Origin of the sequence: Humibacillus xanthopallidus, from assembly GCF_044793955.1 — a bacterium.
Taxonomy (GTDB): domain Bacteria; phylum Actinomycetota; class Actinomycetes; order Actinomycetales; family Dermatophilaceae; genus Humibacillus; species Humibacillus xanthopallidus_C.
The window spans coordinates 2,128,008-2,143,782 of record NZ_CP084995.1 but is presented as its reverse complement, the minus strand read 5'-3'; the positions used below and the strand labels follow the sequence as shown (position 1 = coordinate 2,143,782).

The following is a 15,775-nucleotide window of genomic DNA, read 5'->3' as shown; positions in this document are numbered from 1 at the left end:
CCAGCGTCTCACCCCGCACCGACACCCGGCACGCGGGTTTCACCAGCTCCTCGACGAGCGGGCGCGGTCAGGCGCCCTCGGCCACCCAGGCCGCCCAGTAGAACGGGTCCGGATGGTGGCGGCGCACCGCGAGCTGGGCAGCGCGCAGCGCCGCGGGCCACGTCAACCCGTCAGCCTGGGCGGCGTACATCGTCGTCATGAGCTCGGCCGTCACGCGGTCGTCGACCGTCCACAGGCTGGCCACGCAGCAACCCGCACCGGCGGCCAGCGCAGCCGTGCGCAGGCCGAGCACGGTGCCGTCGACGTCGTCGACGGCGCTGACGCCCGTCTCGCACGCGGAGAGCACGACGAGGCCCGTCCCCTCGAGATCGAGCAGCGCCAGCTCGGCCGCGGTGACGACACCCGTGCCCACGTGTGCCGGCGTCTCTGCGCCGGCGAGCCACCCGTTGAAACCCGCGAGGAGCAGGGCAGAGCGCGTCGACGGCTCGCTCGGGCCGACCTCGCGCAGCCACTGCACCCGGCGCCCGTGGCGTCCTGAGGGTCCGTCGTCGCGGGACTCCCCCGACACCGACCAGCCGAGGCCCTCGTGCTCGCCGGGCTCGCGCGTGACGACGACGCCACCGACCATCTCGATGATCGCGCTGCGCGGCTCGCGCCGCTCCTGCTCGCTCGCGACGGCGTCGATGAAGGTGCCGTGGGTGGCGACGTGCAGGACGGTCGGACGCGCCGCCTTGACGAGCGCACCACGCGACGCCGCTGCGCGCAGGAGCGGCTCGACCTGCAGCAGCGCTGCGACATCCACCGCCTCGGTGTGCGTCCAGGGCAGCGGGCTCACCCGCAGCTCGGGTCGCACCTCGGGCACGTCGGAGAGCCCGAGGTCGAAGTCGGCGTCGCCGATGACGACCGCTGGTCCCGCGCCTCCCCCGCCGGGAGCCGGGTGGCGGGTGACCAGCCACCGGGCGCTCGGCACGACCGACACCTCGACGCTGTCGATCAGCGGCTCCCCCCGCACTCCCGGCAGCAGGGCGATCGGCAGGCGCGCCCACCGCCCGTGGGGCGCCAGGACGACCGTGGCGACCCCACCCAGGTGGTCCCCGAGCGGGAGCAGGCCAGCCGCGAGGTCGGAGAACGACGGCGGCGCCTCCTCGGCGGGGGCGGCGGGGGTGAGGCGCCGATCCGGCCTCGGGCCCTGCGTGGCCCGGGTCGCATGGGCGGCGGCCGCACGCCCCAGTCGAGCGTCGACCTCACGCACGGACCCGAGCCGCACGAACCGCGCCGCTCCGCTGCTGCGCACGAGCACCGCGACGTAGCCCGCACGGGCCGGACGGGGCGGCCGTTCCTGCACGATGTCGACGAGCAGCGTGCCGTCGTCGAGGACGCTCTGGACGTCACCGAGCACGACCCGCCGCGCGGCCCCGTCAGGCAGCGACCCCTGCAGCGCACGCTCGGCGCCGTCGAGCCGCTCGGCCGCCTCAACGCGGCGGCGTCTGGCCTCCCTGACGGTGCGCACGTCGGCGCCGTCGAGATCCAGGGTCGCGAGCTCGCCGCGCAGCATGCGCACCTGCTCGACCAGGTCGCCAGAGCCCGCCAGGTGGCGCAACCAGGCGCTCCCCGCCCGCTCGTGGAGCACGCCCTTGCGCGAGAGGAGCAGGTCGTAGAGCCACTGCGGCAGCTCCCCCTCGTCGCCCGCCGGCAGGCAGGCTCCGAGCACCTGCTCGGCGCGACGGTGCACGTCGCGCAGCTGGTGGCGGGCCGACCTGCTCGACGATCCCCTGAGCGTGCGCTCGAGCATCGCATCGTCGACCTCGACGATCTCGTGGGCGACCCGCTCGACGAGGTCGCCGTCACGGACCGCGCTCGCCGATTCGAGCAGCACCGTGAGGGCTCGCTCGGGCACCTCGTGGGCAGCCGCCGTGCCCTGCGTCTCGTCGAACCAGGGGCGCAGCAGGTCGATGGCGTCGCCGTGACGTCCGGAGTCGGCCAACGCCCTGCCCCGCATCGACCGGACCGCCCAGCTCGTGGCGCGGGACAGGCGGTGCTCGCTGTCGACCCGCTCCGCGGCACTGCTCACGAGGTCGAGGAGGCCGGCGTCCCTGCGCAGCATCGCGATGTCTGCCGAGTGGAGCAGGGAGATCGCGTAGTCGTCGGCGGCGTCGGGCAGCGCCGCGTCGAAGAGCTCCTGCGCCTGCTCGAAGTACGACTCCGCGACGCGCAGCTCGGCCGACACGGCCTCGTCGACGAGGTCGTCCGAGATCCACAGGGACCCGTGGGTGTCGGCGATCTCGCGGTGGACGCCGCCGAGGTTGTCGATCGAGATGGCGAGCTCGGCAGGCGGCACGCCGAGCCGCTGGTCGATCTCGACCACCTCGCGCAGCAGGTCCGCCGCTCGCGACAGCTCTCCTCGCGACTGCAGCACGAGGGCCAGGTTGTTGAGCAGGGCAGAGCGCAGTCGCTCCACGTCTCTGTCACGCGCAGTGTCCTCACCGCCGCCCTGCTCGGCCACGTCCGAGGCCACGTCGGCGAGGCCCTGGGTCAGCGCCTCCTCCGCCCCGCGAAGGTCGCCGAGATCGCGCAGCATGTCGCCCAAGAGGTTGAGCAGCTGAGCCCGCAGGGGCGGGCTCCCTTGCAGCGCAGGGCCGCCCACGTCCACGGCGGCACGCAGGACGTTCGTCGCCGCGACGTGCATGCCGTGACCGGCCAGCCGGCGGGCGTAGACCCGCACCGGGGTCGCCTCGCCCGTGACCTGCTGTGCCATGAGCGCGACGTTGCCCCCGATCGCCAGGACCGCCAGGCCGGCGTCCGGTGAGGACTCGTCCCAGACCTGCCCCGTGAGATCGAGCAAGACGTTGAACGCCCCCATGACCGAGGCACCGGCACGCAGCTCGTCCACCGGCGCGGCGCGGGCGCAGGCCTCCACGTCGTCGACGCCGGCTCGGCCCGACGCGACCTCACCGCAGACCCGGGTCAGCCGCTCGAGCCACTCCCCCGCCAGCGCCGCCATGAGCCCCCCTCGGATCGATCACCTTCACGCTAGCCCTGCCGCGCAGCCCGTGGGCGGCCCCGCGCGCACTGCACGTGACCTGTCAGACACACCGGACGGCATACGGGCCCTTGTGGTCCCCCGCGTCCGAGGAGAAAGGTGGGGTCATGGCAAAGACGCCCGGCAGAAATGACCTTCCTGCGGCTCCCAACCCCGCCTCGCCGCAGGACATCCGCAACGTCGTGCTGGTCGGACCCGGCGGGGCCGGCAAGACCGCACTCTTCGACGCCCTGCTCGCGTCCCGGGTCGCGGGCCAGCGCGCGGCCCCGACGGAGCACGTGCGCACCACCGGACTCACGGTGGCGTCGTTCGACACCGGCGTGGTGACGCTCAACCTGCTCGACACGCCGGGCTACCCCGACTTCGTCGGTGACCTGCGAGCCGGGCTGCGGGCAGCCGACGCCGCCGTGTTCGTCGTGTCCGGGGCCGACGACATCGACCGACCGGTCTCGCTGCTGTGGCGTGAGTGCTCCGCCGTCGGCATGCCGCGGGCCGTCGTGGTCACCCATCTCGACCAGCCCCGAGCCGACTTCGGCGCGACGGTCGAGACCTGCCGGCGCACGTTCGGCGATGCCCGGGCGACGCACTGGCCCGTCGTCGAGGACGGCGCGGTCACCGGCGTCATCGGCCTGCTCACCGGTGAGACCACCGGGGAGCACGACGACGCCCGCAGCGCCCTCATCGAGTCCGTCATCGAGGAGTCGGAGGACGCGACCCTGCTCGACCGCTACCTCGAGGGCGAGACGCTCGACACCGACACGCTCCTCGGTGACCTGCGCACCGCCATCGCGCAGGGCACCTTCTTCCCGATCCTGCCCGTCGCACCACTGACCGGGGTCGGGGTCGAGGAGCTGCTCGGCGTCATCGAGCGCGCCTTCCCCGACCCGACGGTGCACCCGCTGCCCTCGATCACGACGCCCGTCGGCGGCGCCCTGAAGGGGGTGGCGTGCGACCCGTCGCAGCCGCTCGTGGCCGAGGTCGTGCGCACGACGACCGACCCCTATGTCGGACGCCTCTCACTCGTGCGGGTCTTCGCCGGGACGCTGCGCGTCGACGAGACCGTCCACGTCTCCGGGCACCTCAGCGACTTCGTCGGGCACGAGGTGTCCGGGCACCCCGCGCACGACGACGACGAGCGCGTCGGCCCGCTCGCGGCCCCCTTCGTCGACGGCCACCGGCCCCGCGGCACGGCGATCGCCGGTGACATCGCCCTCGTCTCCAAGCTGACCCGCGCCGAGACCTCCGACACCCTGTCGTCGCAGGAGCGCCCGGCCGTCGTCGCGCCGTGGCTGCTGCCCGAGCCGCAGCTGCCCGTGGCGATCCGTGCGGCGACGAAGTCCGACGACGACAAGCTCGGCAGCGCGCTGCAACGCCTTGTCGCCGAGGACGTGACGATGCGCATGGAGCACTCCAACGAGACCGACCAGGTCGTGCTCTGGACGATGGGTCAGGCGCACGTCGACGACCTCATCGGTCAGCTCTCCGACCGCTACGGCGTCACCGTCACCGCCGAGCCCTACCGCACGGCGCTGCGCGAGACCTTCGTGCGGCGTTGCCAGGTGCAGGGCCGGCACGTCAAGCAGTCCGGCGGGCACGGGCAGTATGCCGTGTGCTCCCTCGAGATCGAGCCGCTCCCTCGTGGCTCGGGCTTCGAGTTCGTCGACAAGGTGGTCGGTGGCGCGGTGCCGCGCCAGTTCATCCCCTCGGTCGAGAAGGGCGCGCGCCTCCAGCTCGAGAAGGGGCTGCTCACCGGCCACCCGGTCGTCGACGTGCGGGTGACGCTGACGGACGGGAAGGCCCACTCGGTGGACTCCTCGGACGTCGCCTTCCAGACCGCTGCCGCCCTCGCGCTCAAGGAGGCGGCCAACGAGTCGACCATGGCGCTGCTCGAGCCGATCGACCGCGTCCACATCACCGTCGCCGACGACTACCTCGGTGCCGTCATGTCGGACCTGCGGGGGCGGCGCGGTCAGGTCATCGGCACCGAGCCGGCCGACGGGATGGGGCCCGAGGGCGGCTGGACCGTCGTGCACGCCGAGGTGCCGCAGGCCGAGCTGTCGCGCTACCCGATCGACCTGCGTTCCGTCTCGCACGGCACCGGGTCCTTCGTGCGCGAGCCGCTGCGCCACGACCTGCTGCCCGCCGACAAGGTCAAGGAGCTGCTGAAGACCTGATCGAGAGAGCAATCCGCGCGGACGAATTGCTCTCTCGATCGGTGGGGTGAGCGGATTGCTCTCTCGATCGGTGGGGTGAGCGGAGTGCTCTCTCGATCAGAGGCGGACGAGCATCTTGCCGACGTTGTCGCCGCGTAGCACGCCGAGGAAGCCGTCGACGGCGTGGTCGATGCCGTCGACGAACGTCTCACGCGAGGTCAGCGAGCCGTCGGCGATCCAGCCGGCGGCCTTGTGGGCGTACTCCCCCGCGAGGTCGTAGTGGTCGCCGACGAGGAAGCCCTGGATCGTGCCGCGCGTCTGGATGAGCCGCGCGAGGTTGCGCGGGCCGGGCGCGGCCTCGGTGTTGTTGTAGACGGAGATGGCTCCGCAGATCGCGATGCGGCCCCCGAGTCGCAACGAGCCGATCGCCGCCTCGAGGTGGTCGCCTCCGACGTTGTCGAAGTAGACGTCGAGGCCGTCGGGTGCGGCCTCGCGCAGCAGGTCGGAGACGCGACCGTCCTTGTAGCTGAACGCCGCGTCGAACCCGAGGTCATCCAGCAGGTGGTCGACCTTCTCCTGGGAGCCCGCGCTGCCGATGACGCGGCTCGCGCCGAGCGCCTTGGCGATCTGGCCGACCGCGCTGCCCACTGCGCCGGCTGCCCCGGAGACGAAGACGACGTCACCCTCCTTGAGCCCCGCGACGCGAGTCAGTCCGGCGTATGCCGTGAGGCCCGTCATGCCGAGCACGCCGAGGTAGGCGGAGGCCGGGGCCACCGACGTGTCGACGACGCGTGCGGACGTCGCGTCGAGCACGGCCTCCTCGCGCCAGCCGAGGCCGTGCAGCACGTGGTCACCCACAGCGACCCCGTCTGCCCGGGACTCGACGACCTCGCCGACCGCGCCGCCGTGCATGGCCTCGCCCAGCGCATACGGCTCGGCGTAGGACTTGGCGTCGCTCATGCGGCCACGCATGTAGGGGTCGACCGACATGACCTCGTTGCGCACCCGGATCTGGCCCTGGGCCAGCTCGGTCGGCGCACTCTCGACGAGCGCGAAGTTCTCGGGTGTCGGCCAGCCGACGGGACGGGAGACGAGCTGGACCTCACGGGGGTTGGACATCGGTTCTCCTTCTGGGGCAGTGCTTCTCAGAGCGATGGGGGCGTCGGGCGCCGAGGTCACTCGACGACGAGCTCCACCGGGATGTTGCCTCGCGTCGCGTTGGAGTAGGGGCACACCTGGTGCGCGATCTCGACGAGCTCACGACCCAGCGCCTCGTCGAACCCCTCGGGAAGCTCCACGTGCAGCACCACCGCGAGGCCGAAGCCCTCGCGGCCGTTGCCGCTGAGACTGACGTCGGCCGTCACGGCGGCATCGAAGTCGGCGACCTTGCGCTGGCGCGCGACGACGCCGAGAGCGCTCGCGAAGCACGCGGCATACCCCGCCGCGAAGAGCTGCTCGGGATTGGTGCCCGCACCACTGCCACCCAGCTCGCGCGGCGCGGCGAGCGCGACGTCGAGGCGACCGTCGGAGGTGACGGCGCGGCCCTCGCGACCGGAGGCGGTGGCCGAGGCGACGTACTGGGCGGTCTGGGTGGCGGTGCTCATGCTGGCTCCTGAGGGGCGTGGTCGTATTTTGTTGCTCGCAATTCTATTGCGCGCAATTTGATAGTACGCTGGTGTCATGACCTCGTCCAACCCGGGTGCTGCCCCCACCATCGAGCAGCAGATCTGCTACGCGATGGTGACGACGGTGCGTGCCTTCGACGCGGTCTACCGCGACCTGCTCGGGGAGCACGGGCTCTCCTACCCGCAGTACATCGCCCTGATGGCCGTCGGCGAGCACGGGCCGCTCACGGTCGGGGCCCTCGGCGAGGTCATGCGGCTCGACTCCGGCACGCTCTCCCCGCTGCTGAAGCGGATGGAGGCTGCCGGGCTGGTGGGCCGCACCCGTGATCCCGCCGACGAGCGACGCGTGCTCGTGGAGCTCACCGCCGCCGGCCGCGAGCGCCTCGCGGCGGTCGCGGAGGTCCCGCGCACGATCGCTGCCCGGAGCGGCCTCAGCCTGACCCAGCTGGCGGAGCTGCGCGGCACGCTCGACCAGATGACCGCGGCGCTCGAGACGCGCGGCGACTGAGCCGGACGCGACGACGCCGCCCCGCGGGTGGCGGGGCGGCGTCGTGCTGGCGGGCCTGCCGGACACACTTGGTCAGGTCGAGGACTCGCACCGGTAGAGCAGCACGTCGAGGCGCTGCCTCAGCTGCTTGCGACCGAGCACCATCCGTGGCACGAGCACGGGCAGCAGAGCGGCGGAGACCTCCAGGACCGTGATCATCGGCTGGCCACCGGATCAGTAGATGTTGCTCGGACGGACGAGACCCTCGGCGAGGTCACCGAAGCCCGGGGCGTAGATGGCGCCGGGGTTGCCCATGACCTCCTCGACGATCGCGGTCTCGGTCGTGATGATGAGCGCGGCGATCGAGGCGGAGGCCTCGAGGGCGGCCCGGGTCACCTTGAGCGGATCCATCACACCGGCCTCGAGCATGTCGCCGTAGGCGCCCGTGACCGCGTTGAAACCGTGCCCGATCGGCAGGCTCGCGACCCGGGAGACGACCTCGTCGCCGTCGTAGCCCGCGTTGATGGCGATCCACCGCAGCGGCTCGACCAGGGCGCGCCGCACGATCTCGCGACCGACGGCGTCGTCGCCGGTCAGCTCGATGCGCGACACCGCGTCCTGAGCCTGGGTGAGCGCGGTGCCGCCCCCGGCCACGATGCCCTCCTGCAGGGCGGCGCGCGCCGCCGCGAGCGAGTCCTCGACCCGGAGCATGCGCTCCTTGAGCTCGACGCTCGTGGCTCCCCCGACGTTGATCACGGCGACCCGTCCGGTCATGCGGGCCAGTCGCATCTGCAGGGCATCCTGGTCGCCGTCGATCTTGGAGCGCTCGAACTGCTTCTCCAACTGGGAGATTCGCGCCTCGACGAGCGCGGCGTCGCCATGGGCGCCGACGATCGTCGTGTCGTTCTCGGTGATCGTGATGCGGTCGCAGGTGCCGAGGTCGGTGGCGCTGATCTCGTGCAGCTCGATGCCGGTGTCGTTGGCGACGACGCGTCCGCCGAGGGCGATCGCGAGGTCCTCCAGCTCGGCGAGACGGCGGTGGCCGAAGCCGGGGGCCCGGACCACGACCGACTGCATCGTGCCGTGCATGTTGCCGCCGACGAGCAGCTGCAGGGCGGGGCCGTCGACGTCCTCGGCGAGGATGACGAGCGGACGGTCGGCGCGCTTGGCCGCCTCGACCGTCGGCATGATGTCCTGCACCTGGGTGATCTTCTTGTTGGTGAGCAGGATGACGGGGTTGTCGTAGACCGCCTCCATCCGCTCGCGGTCGGTGACCATGTAGGGCGAGATGTAGCCGTGGTCGAACTCGATGCCGTCGACGACGTCGACCGACAGGCCGAGCGTCTCCGACTCCTCGGTCGCGACGATGCCGTTCTTGCCGACCCGGGTCACGGCCTCGGCGACGGCCGAGCCGATGGCGTCGTCGTCGTTGGCGGCGAGCGTGGCGATGCGCTCGAGGGCAGCCTGTCCGGTGACCTCGGTCGCCAGGCGGCGCAGGGTGTCGACGACGACGGGCACGGTCTGCTCGATGCCGCGGCGCACCCGCATCGGGTTGGCGCCGGCGTCGACCGCGCGCAGACCCTCGCGCACCATGGCCTGGGCCAGCACGGTCGCCGTCGTCGTGCCGTCGCCGACGACACCGTTCGTCTTCATCGCGACTTCCTTGACGAGCTGGGCCCCCATGTTGGCGAACGGCTCGCGCAGCTGGATCTCCTTGGCGATGGTGACGCCGTCGTTCGTGATCGTCGGTGGGCCGGTGAGCTTCTCGAGGACGGCGTTGCGTCCCTTCGGGCCGAGCGTCACCTTGACCGCGTCGGCGAGTGCGTTGACGCCGACCTCGAGCAGGCGACGGGCCTCTTCGTTGAAGCGCAGTTCCTTTGCCATGTCTGTCAGTCCTTCGGATCGAGATTCGGACGGCGTGCCGTCAGGGGATGAGAAGTGCTCGTCTCAGTGCTGGTCGTGCTGGTCGTGCTGGTCGTGCTGGTCGTGTCGGTGATCCGGGTCGTGATGCCGGCCTCGTCGCCGTCGGCGTAGCGCGTCGCGAGCAGGCCCCGGCAGAAGTGGGCGTTGCCCTCGATGGAGATGCGCACCGACGTGGCGAGGCGCAGCCGGAGCGGCAGCTCCTCGTCGGGCACAGCGGCGCCGCGCTCGTTGACGACGACCCGCTCGCCGGGAGCCACGCCGAGCCCGATGTCGGTGCGGCGGCGCAGCAGCGCCTCCTTGGTGCGGCCGGCCGGGAGGTCGCCCAACGTCAGGTGCCCGAGGTCCTCGACGCGCGCGGACCCCGCCGCCAGGACCCCCATGACGCAACGCTCCATGGCCGCTGTGTGGGCCTTGCGCTGGAAGGTGAGACGCAGCTCGTCCAGGCCCTCCTCCGCCTCGGCCCCGAACGTGCCGAGGTAGCCGGCGTCGGCCGCGATCCCGGCGTTGATCTTGTCGGAGTCGTGGTGGTCGTCGAGCAGGACCGTGACCTGCCCGATGCCACCCAGGCCCCGGACCCGGCGCAGCGCGTCCTGCGCGTCCGAGACCATGAGGTAGGCGAAGTTGGGCGAGCAGAAGGAGGTCGGCAGCCGCAGGTGCACCGTGACACCGGCGGGGTGCAGGGCCACCGAGCGCACGAAGCCGAGCCCCGTGATCGGCTCGTCCAGCTCGGGGTCCATGACGGTGGCGAGCGCCTCGAGCACGTCGTGCGCCAGGGATGCGCCGGATCGCGTCCCCGCCGCCTGCCGCCGTGTCGCCGGAGGCGACACGGGCGACACGGGCGACGCCGAGGTGGCGACGGCGCTCATGAGAACACGCTCTCCTTCGCCCCTGCCGCGACCTCGAGTCCCGGGTCGGGGTCCGGCATCTCGGGCTCGGGCAGACGCAGCTCCTCGGGCACCTCGAGGTCGTACATCGCGGCAGCGTTGAGACCGAGGATCTTCTTCTTGGCCGTGGTCGTCAGCTGCGGGTACTCGGTCATGTCCTCGGGGATCTGGAAGTCGATGAACTTCTCGACGAGCCACTTCGGCGTCCAGATCGCGTAGTCGCTCGAGAACTGGATCTTGTCCTCACCGATCCAGTAGAGGAGCTCGCCGATGATCTGGGCGAAGTAGCGCGGGCGCGTGTGGATGAACGGCATGGCGACGGCGAGACCCGCGTGGACGTTGGTCTCCTGGGTGGCGATCCAGCAGAAGTCCTCGAGGCGCGGCAGGCCGCAGTGCTCGACGACGAAGTTGAGACCCTGGAAGTCGGTGGCCACCGCGTCGACGTCGGCCACGTCGAACGCATCCCGGTCGAGCGGGATGATCGTCGGGCCCTTGTGGATGTGGATGTTCGTCACCCCCAGCTCCTCGCAGGCCTCGAGGTACTTGTAGGTCCACGGGTCGGTGAGCTTGTAGCCGCGGGAGTCGCCGTGCCACTCGGCCGTGTAGAGCTTGACGCCCTTGAGGCCGAAGCGCTCCGCGTCGCGTCGCAGCTGGTCGAGCCCCGCCTGCTCGTTGCGCGGGTCGAAGTTGTGGTTGTAGGTCAGCTTGTCGGGGTGGGCCTGGGTCAGCGCCCAGGCCTCCTCGGTCTGTCCGAAACCGTTCACGTAGAAGTCACCGAGGTGCGCCGGCTGGAAGATGGCGTGGTCGACGTAGCCCTCGTCGAAGAGGTCCTTCATGAGCCGGTCGCCGCCGTAGTAGGTGTAGGTGTCGTAATCCCACACGACCTCCTCGGGGCTGAGGTTCTTGTGGTAGTCGTAGAAGCAGTCGATGAACTGCTTGCCGTGGACGTTCTTGAGGTTCGACTCACGGCCGTCCCACAGGGCGACGTGCGCATCGACGACGTAGTACTTCTCGCCGTTCTTCTCGTACATGGCTTCCTCACTTCGTTGTGATGGGATGAAACGCAGGCGTCGAGCCGCTGAGCCGGCTTGGGAGGTCCCAAGCTGCTGGGCGCCGGCCCAGCGGCATACGAACGCCTTGGTGCGCCAACGGTTGTCGTCGGTTTCGTCTGTTCCTTCGGGTCCTGCAGGCCCTCAGTTGGCGACGAGGTCGAAGCCGATGTACTCCGCCGCGTCCTCGGGGCTGGCGAAGAGGATCGTCTTGTCGTCGAGGTGGACCATGCGGCCGTAGTGCGTCGAGCTGATCTCCTCGAAGACGGAGCCGTCGAACTCGACCCCGAGCGCGTCGCTCAGCTCCTCGTAGTCGAAGTCGAGCAGCTTGGGCCCGTCCACCCGGATCATCGACGGGTACTCGGTGAGCTCGACGCCCTCCTTGCGGCCCATCACCTCGGCCACGACGCGGCCGACGGGGGTGTTCATCAGCGTGACCCCGCACATGTTGGAGAACGAGGCCTCCGAACCGAATTGCATGCTCACTGGTCCAACTCCTTCGGGATGTCGAGCTCGAGGTCCTCGAGCAGGCTGCGGAACTTGTCCTTGGCCGCGTCGAGCGACGTGGCGAAGGTGATCGGCTTCTCGGCCGGCTGCGACCAGATCGGCTGGAGCGCCTGGGCTGCGGCGAGGCACTTCGGCACCCAGACGGACAGCCACTGGCCGAAGAGCTCCTTGTTGGCGGCTCCGTGCTCCTCGTCGCGCACGAGCATCTGGAAGAGGTTGCGCGAGCCGGCGAGGTCGCGGGCGTAGTCGTTCTCTCCCGTGCCGACGATCGTCGGGGTGATGTAGTCGCCGTTGCGCGCCGCGATCTGCATGACGAGCTCGCTCCGGAAGAGCTGGCCCACGAGCTGCTCGAAGACGATGTTGGTCGCGAAGAGCAGCTCGCCCCAGTCGCCCACCGCGGTGAGCTCCTCCACCGCCTGGCGGGTCGGCTGCCACTCGGGAGCGTTCTGCCAGACGTCCCGGTGGGCGGCCCCGTCGAAGTCGATGCCGGCCTCGGACAGGTCGAGGTTGAAGAGGGCGAGGTCCTGGGCGAAGCGCATCTTGTGCGCCGCCGAGACCGCGACCGCGTTGTTGATCATGTTCGTCGGCGCGGACCGCTGGATCGAGGTGAAGACGTGCAGCGCGATGCCGTTCTCCGCGTGCATCCACGCCCCGAGGTTGCGCTGGATGAAGACCACCCAGGCGTGGTTCCAGTTCTTGTACGCGCCGGCTCGCTTCGCATTCTCCAGGCAGAGGCTCACCTGGCGGACGACCGCCGAGTTGTTGCGGTAGATCGTCTGCTCCCACTCCTCGTTGGGGTCGAGGAAGGCGTGCCAGTTGGAGGACTGGGCCTTGGTCCACTCCTTCGGGTAGCCACCGGGCCCGTCGCCGAAGCCGTAGATCCAGCCCTGGGTCAGGTGCCGGTCGGGGTCGGGCTGCACGTCGACGGTGACGTCCTCGTACATCGTCGCCCGCAGCTTGGCCGGCTTGTAGTAGTTGTACGTGCGGCTCTTCGAGCTGGGGAAGTCCAGGGCGCCGGCCTCGGAATCGGTGAACTCGATCTTGGGGAAGCTGCGCGTCTTCTGGTCGGTGATGTCCGCCATGTCAGTCAACTCCGTTGTTGATGTGGATGATGCGTGGATGGGACGTGCAGGTGCGATCAGGCGGTGACGACGGCAACAGGGCTCGTGAACGAGTCGTGGAAGACCTGGTCGTCGGGCACCCCCTGCTGCTCGAGGAAGAGCAGCGCGGCGTCGACCATCGGCGGCGGACCGCAGAGGTAGACCTCGCACTTCGCGAGCGCCTCCTCACGGCGCGCCACCACGTCGGTGACGTTGCCGAACTCGGGGCGCACGCCGAGCGGCATACCGGGCTCGGGGGATGAGTCCGCCTCCGGGAGTGACTCCGACAGGCAGGCGACGAACTCGAAGTCGCGCAGGCCCTCGCCGAGGGCGAGGATCTCGTCGACGTAGAAGAGGTCGGCCGCCGTGCGGGCGCCGTAGTAGAAGCGGACCGGGCGGGTGCTCTCGGTCTCGTTGAGGTGGCGCAGGATCGAGAGGATGGGTGCCATCCCCGCCCCTCCCCCGATGCACACGACCGGCAGGGCGTGACCCTCCTTGATCGTGAACGAGCCGTACGGCCCGTTGACGTGCAGCTCGTCGCCGACCGAGAGGCCGTCCGGGCCGCCGTCGAGCAGCGTCGAGAAGCGGCCCCCCGGATACTTCTTGATCAGGAACTCGACCTCGCCCGGCGTGGACTGCGTCGTCGCCATGGAGAACGAGCGGTGCTCGTCCGTCCCGGGGATGGAGATGTCGCTGTACTGCCCGGGCTTGAACTCGTAGGTCGCCGGCTCGATCGCCGTGAGACGGAGCGAGACGATGTCGCGCGTCACGGGCTCGATCGCCGTGACCCGGGTGCGCACGTCCTGGATCGGGACCCCGCCGAGCAGCTCGTCCTCGTCGAAGTTGAGCAGCTCGATGGTGCAGTCGCTGAAGGCGTGGGCCCGGCAGAGCAGGACGTAACCCTCCTCGACCTCGGCGTCGTTGCAGGCGAACGTCGAGTAGCGCTCCATCTGGATCTCGCCCTCGAGGATGTAGCTCTTGCAGGCTGAGCACTGACCCTCGCGACATCCGTGCATCAGGTGGATGCCCTGACGGAACGCGGCGTCGAGGATCTTCTCGTCCTCGCCGACCTCCATCTCGATGTCGACCGGTTCGAAGTAGATCTTGTGGGTGTCGGCCATGGTGGGCCTCCTCTCGGGTGCGGGTGTACGGGTGGGCTGGGGGTTGGCGGCGCCACTCATCCCTGGTGGCGCCGCCAACCCGATCTGGCGGTGGAGCCGGCGTGCGGTGGACGAGGTCGGTCAGGAGACCTTCGTGCCAGCCGCGCGGTACTCCGCGACGTGGGCCTCACGCTCGGCGTCGGACATCTGGTTGAGGAGCACGTTGGGGCTCATGAACCGGTTGCCGCGGACGTCGTCGAGGGTCCACATCTTCTTGGGGTCGAGGTCGAGGTGCGGCTGCCCGATGAGGGTCTTGCCGTCGTCGCGGACGTAACCCAGGTCCTTGACGATGTCGGCGAGGTCCTTGTCGTGGTGCAGCGTCTCCCACTCGCGGAAGCCCGTGAGGCGACCCATGTTGGGCGTCTCGCGGCCTTCGTACTCCGAGCGGAACGCCGTGGCATCCGTCCAGTAGCACGTCTCCGAGCAGTAGGTCCGCCACTGCTCGTCGACCTTCTCGACGACCATGTCCTCACGGATGAGGGCCGGGACCATGCAGGTCCAGCACCGGTGGGGGTACTGGTAGCCCACGTCCTCGAAGGCGATCGGCTTGTTGCGGCCGGGGTAGGCGAGGCGGTTGTAGTTCTCCCACCACTTGCCGTACTTGCTGTACCACCCGGGGTACTTCTCCTCGAACCACTCGAAGTCGGTGTCCGTCATGGTGTCGATGCGCCAGTAGTTGACGGGCCAGCCGGTGGCGAAGAACCGCGCGACCTCGTGCACGTAGCCCTTGTTGGTGATGCGGTTCCAGGCCTCCTCGACGAGGTCGTGCGGGATGGTGAGGCCGTACTTCTCGAGCGGGAGCAGGTAACTGCGGTAGTAGTCGTCGTAGATCCAGCGACGCCACATCTCCGCGTAGCTCTCGCGGTCCTTGCGACGGTCTTTCGTGCCGTACTCGATGAAGGTGCCGATGGCCGCGTCGACGACGCAGTGGTTGTTCCACCACGCGTAGCGCAGGTCGCGCTCGAGCAGCGGGCGGTTGCGCTCGTCGGCCAGGGCCATCAGCAGGATCGAGTAGCCGTTGGAGATGTGCCGCGACTCGTCGGACTGGACCGAGTGGAAGACCGTCGGCAGCAGGTAGTCGCCGTTGGCCGCGGCCTCGTCGGGCATCGCCACGAAGAGCGTGTTGGTGAAGGCCGTCTCGGCGACGACCGTGAGGTAGATGTTGGCGGCGGTGATCGCGTCGCCGGTGATGAAGCCCTCGCCGAACTGGCGGCCGATGGTGCCCGCGTAGTTGTTCGCGAACGCCTTCTCCGTCATGTCGAAACCAGCCGGGTCGATGTACTGGTTCATGTAGAGCTTCTTGAGGTTCATCTGGATCGTCGAGTGACGGACCTCGTCGATCATCTGGACCGCGAGCCCGTTGTGGATCTCCGGGTTCGGCACCGCGTCGATCGCCATGGGCATGGCGCGGGCGGCCGAGATCTCGGGGAACGGGATGATCGACAGGAACAGCTTCTGCCACTCGAGCCAGCGCTGCTGGACCTGGCGGAACATGTTGCCGCGGACCGCTCCGTCCATGGCGCCGAAGACGCGGTTGTCCTTCTCCTCCTCCATGGGGAAGTAGGACCGCATGATCTGCTTGAGCGGGTCCTTCTTCGGGGCCTTCTCGAACGTGTAGTCCGTGCCGAAGCGGGTCGCGGGCGTCGCGAAGGTCGGCTCCCACGTCAGCTCGGAGATCTTCGCGTGGGCCTTCGTCAGACTCTGTCTGCTCACTCTTGCCTCCTGGTGTCCGGTCGGTCGGCATTGACCGAGCCGTCACGACGAGGACACTCGCCGTGTGAGAGGAGACTCACAGGGCCCCGAGCCTGCGACTGTCTCAATGTGAGAGGCGCGGTCGCCGGCCCTCT

The 15,775-nt window shown here is 70.0% G+C and carries 13 protein-coding genes; 2 read left to right on the top strand and 11 right to left on the bottom strand.

What is annotated here, in order from left to right:
• Positions 1–67 precede the first annotated feature (67 nt).
• Positions 68–3,001, bottom strand: coding sequence for a CHAT domain-containing protein (locus LG278_RS09440; RefSeq protein ID WP_404393179.1), 2,934 nt, complete (start codon positions 2,999–3,001; stop codon positions 68–70).
• Positions 3,002–3,147: 146 nt separating this feature from the next.
• On the opposite strand from LG278_RS09440, the gene LG278_RS09435 reads away from it, so the two are divergent.
• Positions 3,148–5,214, top strand: a complete 2,067-nt coding sequence (locus LG278_RS09435; RefSeq protein ID WP_404393177.1) for an elongation factor G-like protein EF-G2 — start codon at positions 3,148–3,150, stop codon at positions 5,212–5,214.
• Positions 5,215–5,310: 96 nt separating this feature from the next.
• On the opposite strand, the gene LG278_RS09430 is transcribed toward LG278_RS09435, so the two are convergent.
• Both LG278_RS09430 and LG278_RS09425 read right to left on the bottom strand, forming a co-directional pair.
• Complete coding sequence (locus LG278_RS09430) at positions 5,311–6,312, bottom strand: NADP-dependent oxidoreductase (protein WP_404393175.1); 1,002 nt, start codon at positions 6,310–6,312, stop codon at positions 5,311–5,313.
• A gap of 56 nt (positions 6,313–6,368) precedes the next feature.
• A complete protein-coding gene (locus LG278_RS09425) occupies positions 6,369–6,797 on the bottom strand; it encodes an organic hydroperoxide resistance protein (protein WP_404393173.1) in 429 nt (142 codons plus the stop codon).
• A gap of 76 nt (positions 6,798–6,873) precedes the next feature.
• Between LG278_RS09425 and LG278_RS09420 the strand changes: the two genes are divergently transcribed.
• A complete protein-coding gene (locus LG278_RS09420; protein ID WP_404393171.1) occupies positions 6,874–7,326 on the top strand; it encodes a MarR family winged helix-turn-helix transcriptional regulator in 453 nt (150 codons plus the stop codon).
• A gap of 72 nt (positions 7,327–7,398) precedes the next feature.
• Here LG278_RS09420 and LG278_RS09415 read toward each other — a convergent pair whose 3' ends face one another.
• From LG278_RS09415 to LG278_RS09380, 8 genes are all read right to left on the bottom strand, one after another.
• The gene (locus LG278_RS09415; RefSeq protein ID WP_404393169.1) at positions 7,399–7,524 is read right to left on the bottom strand and encodes a hypothetical protein; all 126 of its coding nucleotides are present in this window, start codon (positions 7,522–7,524) and stop codon (positions 7,399–7,401) included.
• A gap of 15 nt (positions 7,525–7,539) precedes the next feature.
• Positions 7,540–9,189, bottom strand: a complete 1,650-nt coding sequence (groL, locus tag LG278_RS09410; protein WP_404393167.1) for a chaperonin GroEL — start codon at positions 9,187–9,189, stop codon at positions 7,540–7,542.
• 5 nt (positions 9,190–9,194) lie between these two features.
• Entirely contained in the window at positions 9,195–10,094 is a 900-nt protein-coding gene (locus LG278_RS09405) for an iron-sulfur cluster assembly protein (RefSeq protein ID WP_404393165.1), read from the bottom strand.
• Positions 10,091–11,143 (bottom strand): amidohydrolase family protein, encoded by a 1,053-nt coding sequence (locus LG278_RS09400; protein ID WP_404393163.1) that lies wholly within the window; start codon positions 11,141–11,143, stop codon positions 10,091–10,093. Before LG278_RS09400 ends, LG278_RS09405 begins: the two co-directional genes overlap by 4 nt.
• Positions 11,144–11,305: 162 nt before the next feature.
• On the bottom strand, positions 11,306–11,641 hold the full coding sequence (gene mimD, locus LG278_RS09395; RefSeq protein ID WP_141822077.1) for a propane 2-monooxygenase effector subunit MimD: 336 nt from the start codon (positions 11,639–11,641) through the stop codon (positions 11,306–11,308).
• A gap of 2 nt (positions 11,642–11,643) precedes the next feature.
• Complete coding sequence (locus tag LG278_RS09390) at positions 11,644–12,750, bottom strand: aromatic/alkene monooxygenase hydroxylase subunit beta (RefSeq protein WP_404393161.1); 1,107 nt, start codon at positions 12,748–12,750, stop codon at positions 11,644–11,646.
• Between the two features lie 56 nt (positions 12,751–12,806).
• A complete protein-coding gene (locus tag LG278_RS09385) occupies positions 12,807–13,889 on the bottom strand; it encodes a 2Fe-2S iron-sulfur cluster-binding protein (RefSeq protein WP_404393159.1) in 1,083 nt (360 codons plus the stop codon).
• Positions 13,890–14,009: 120 nt separating this feature from the next.
• Complete coding sequence (locus LG278_RS09380; protein WP_404393157.1) at positions 14,010–15,641, bottom strand: hypothetical protein; 1,632 nt, start codon at positions 15,639–15,641, stop codon at positions 14,010–14,012.
• Positions 15,642–15,775 lie beyond the last annotated feature (134 nt).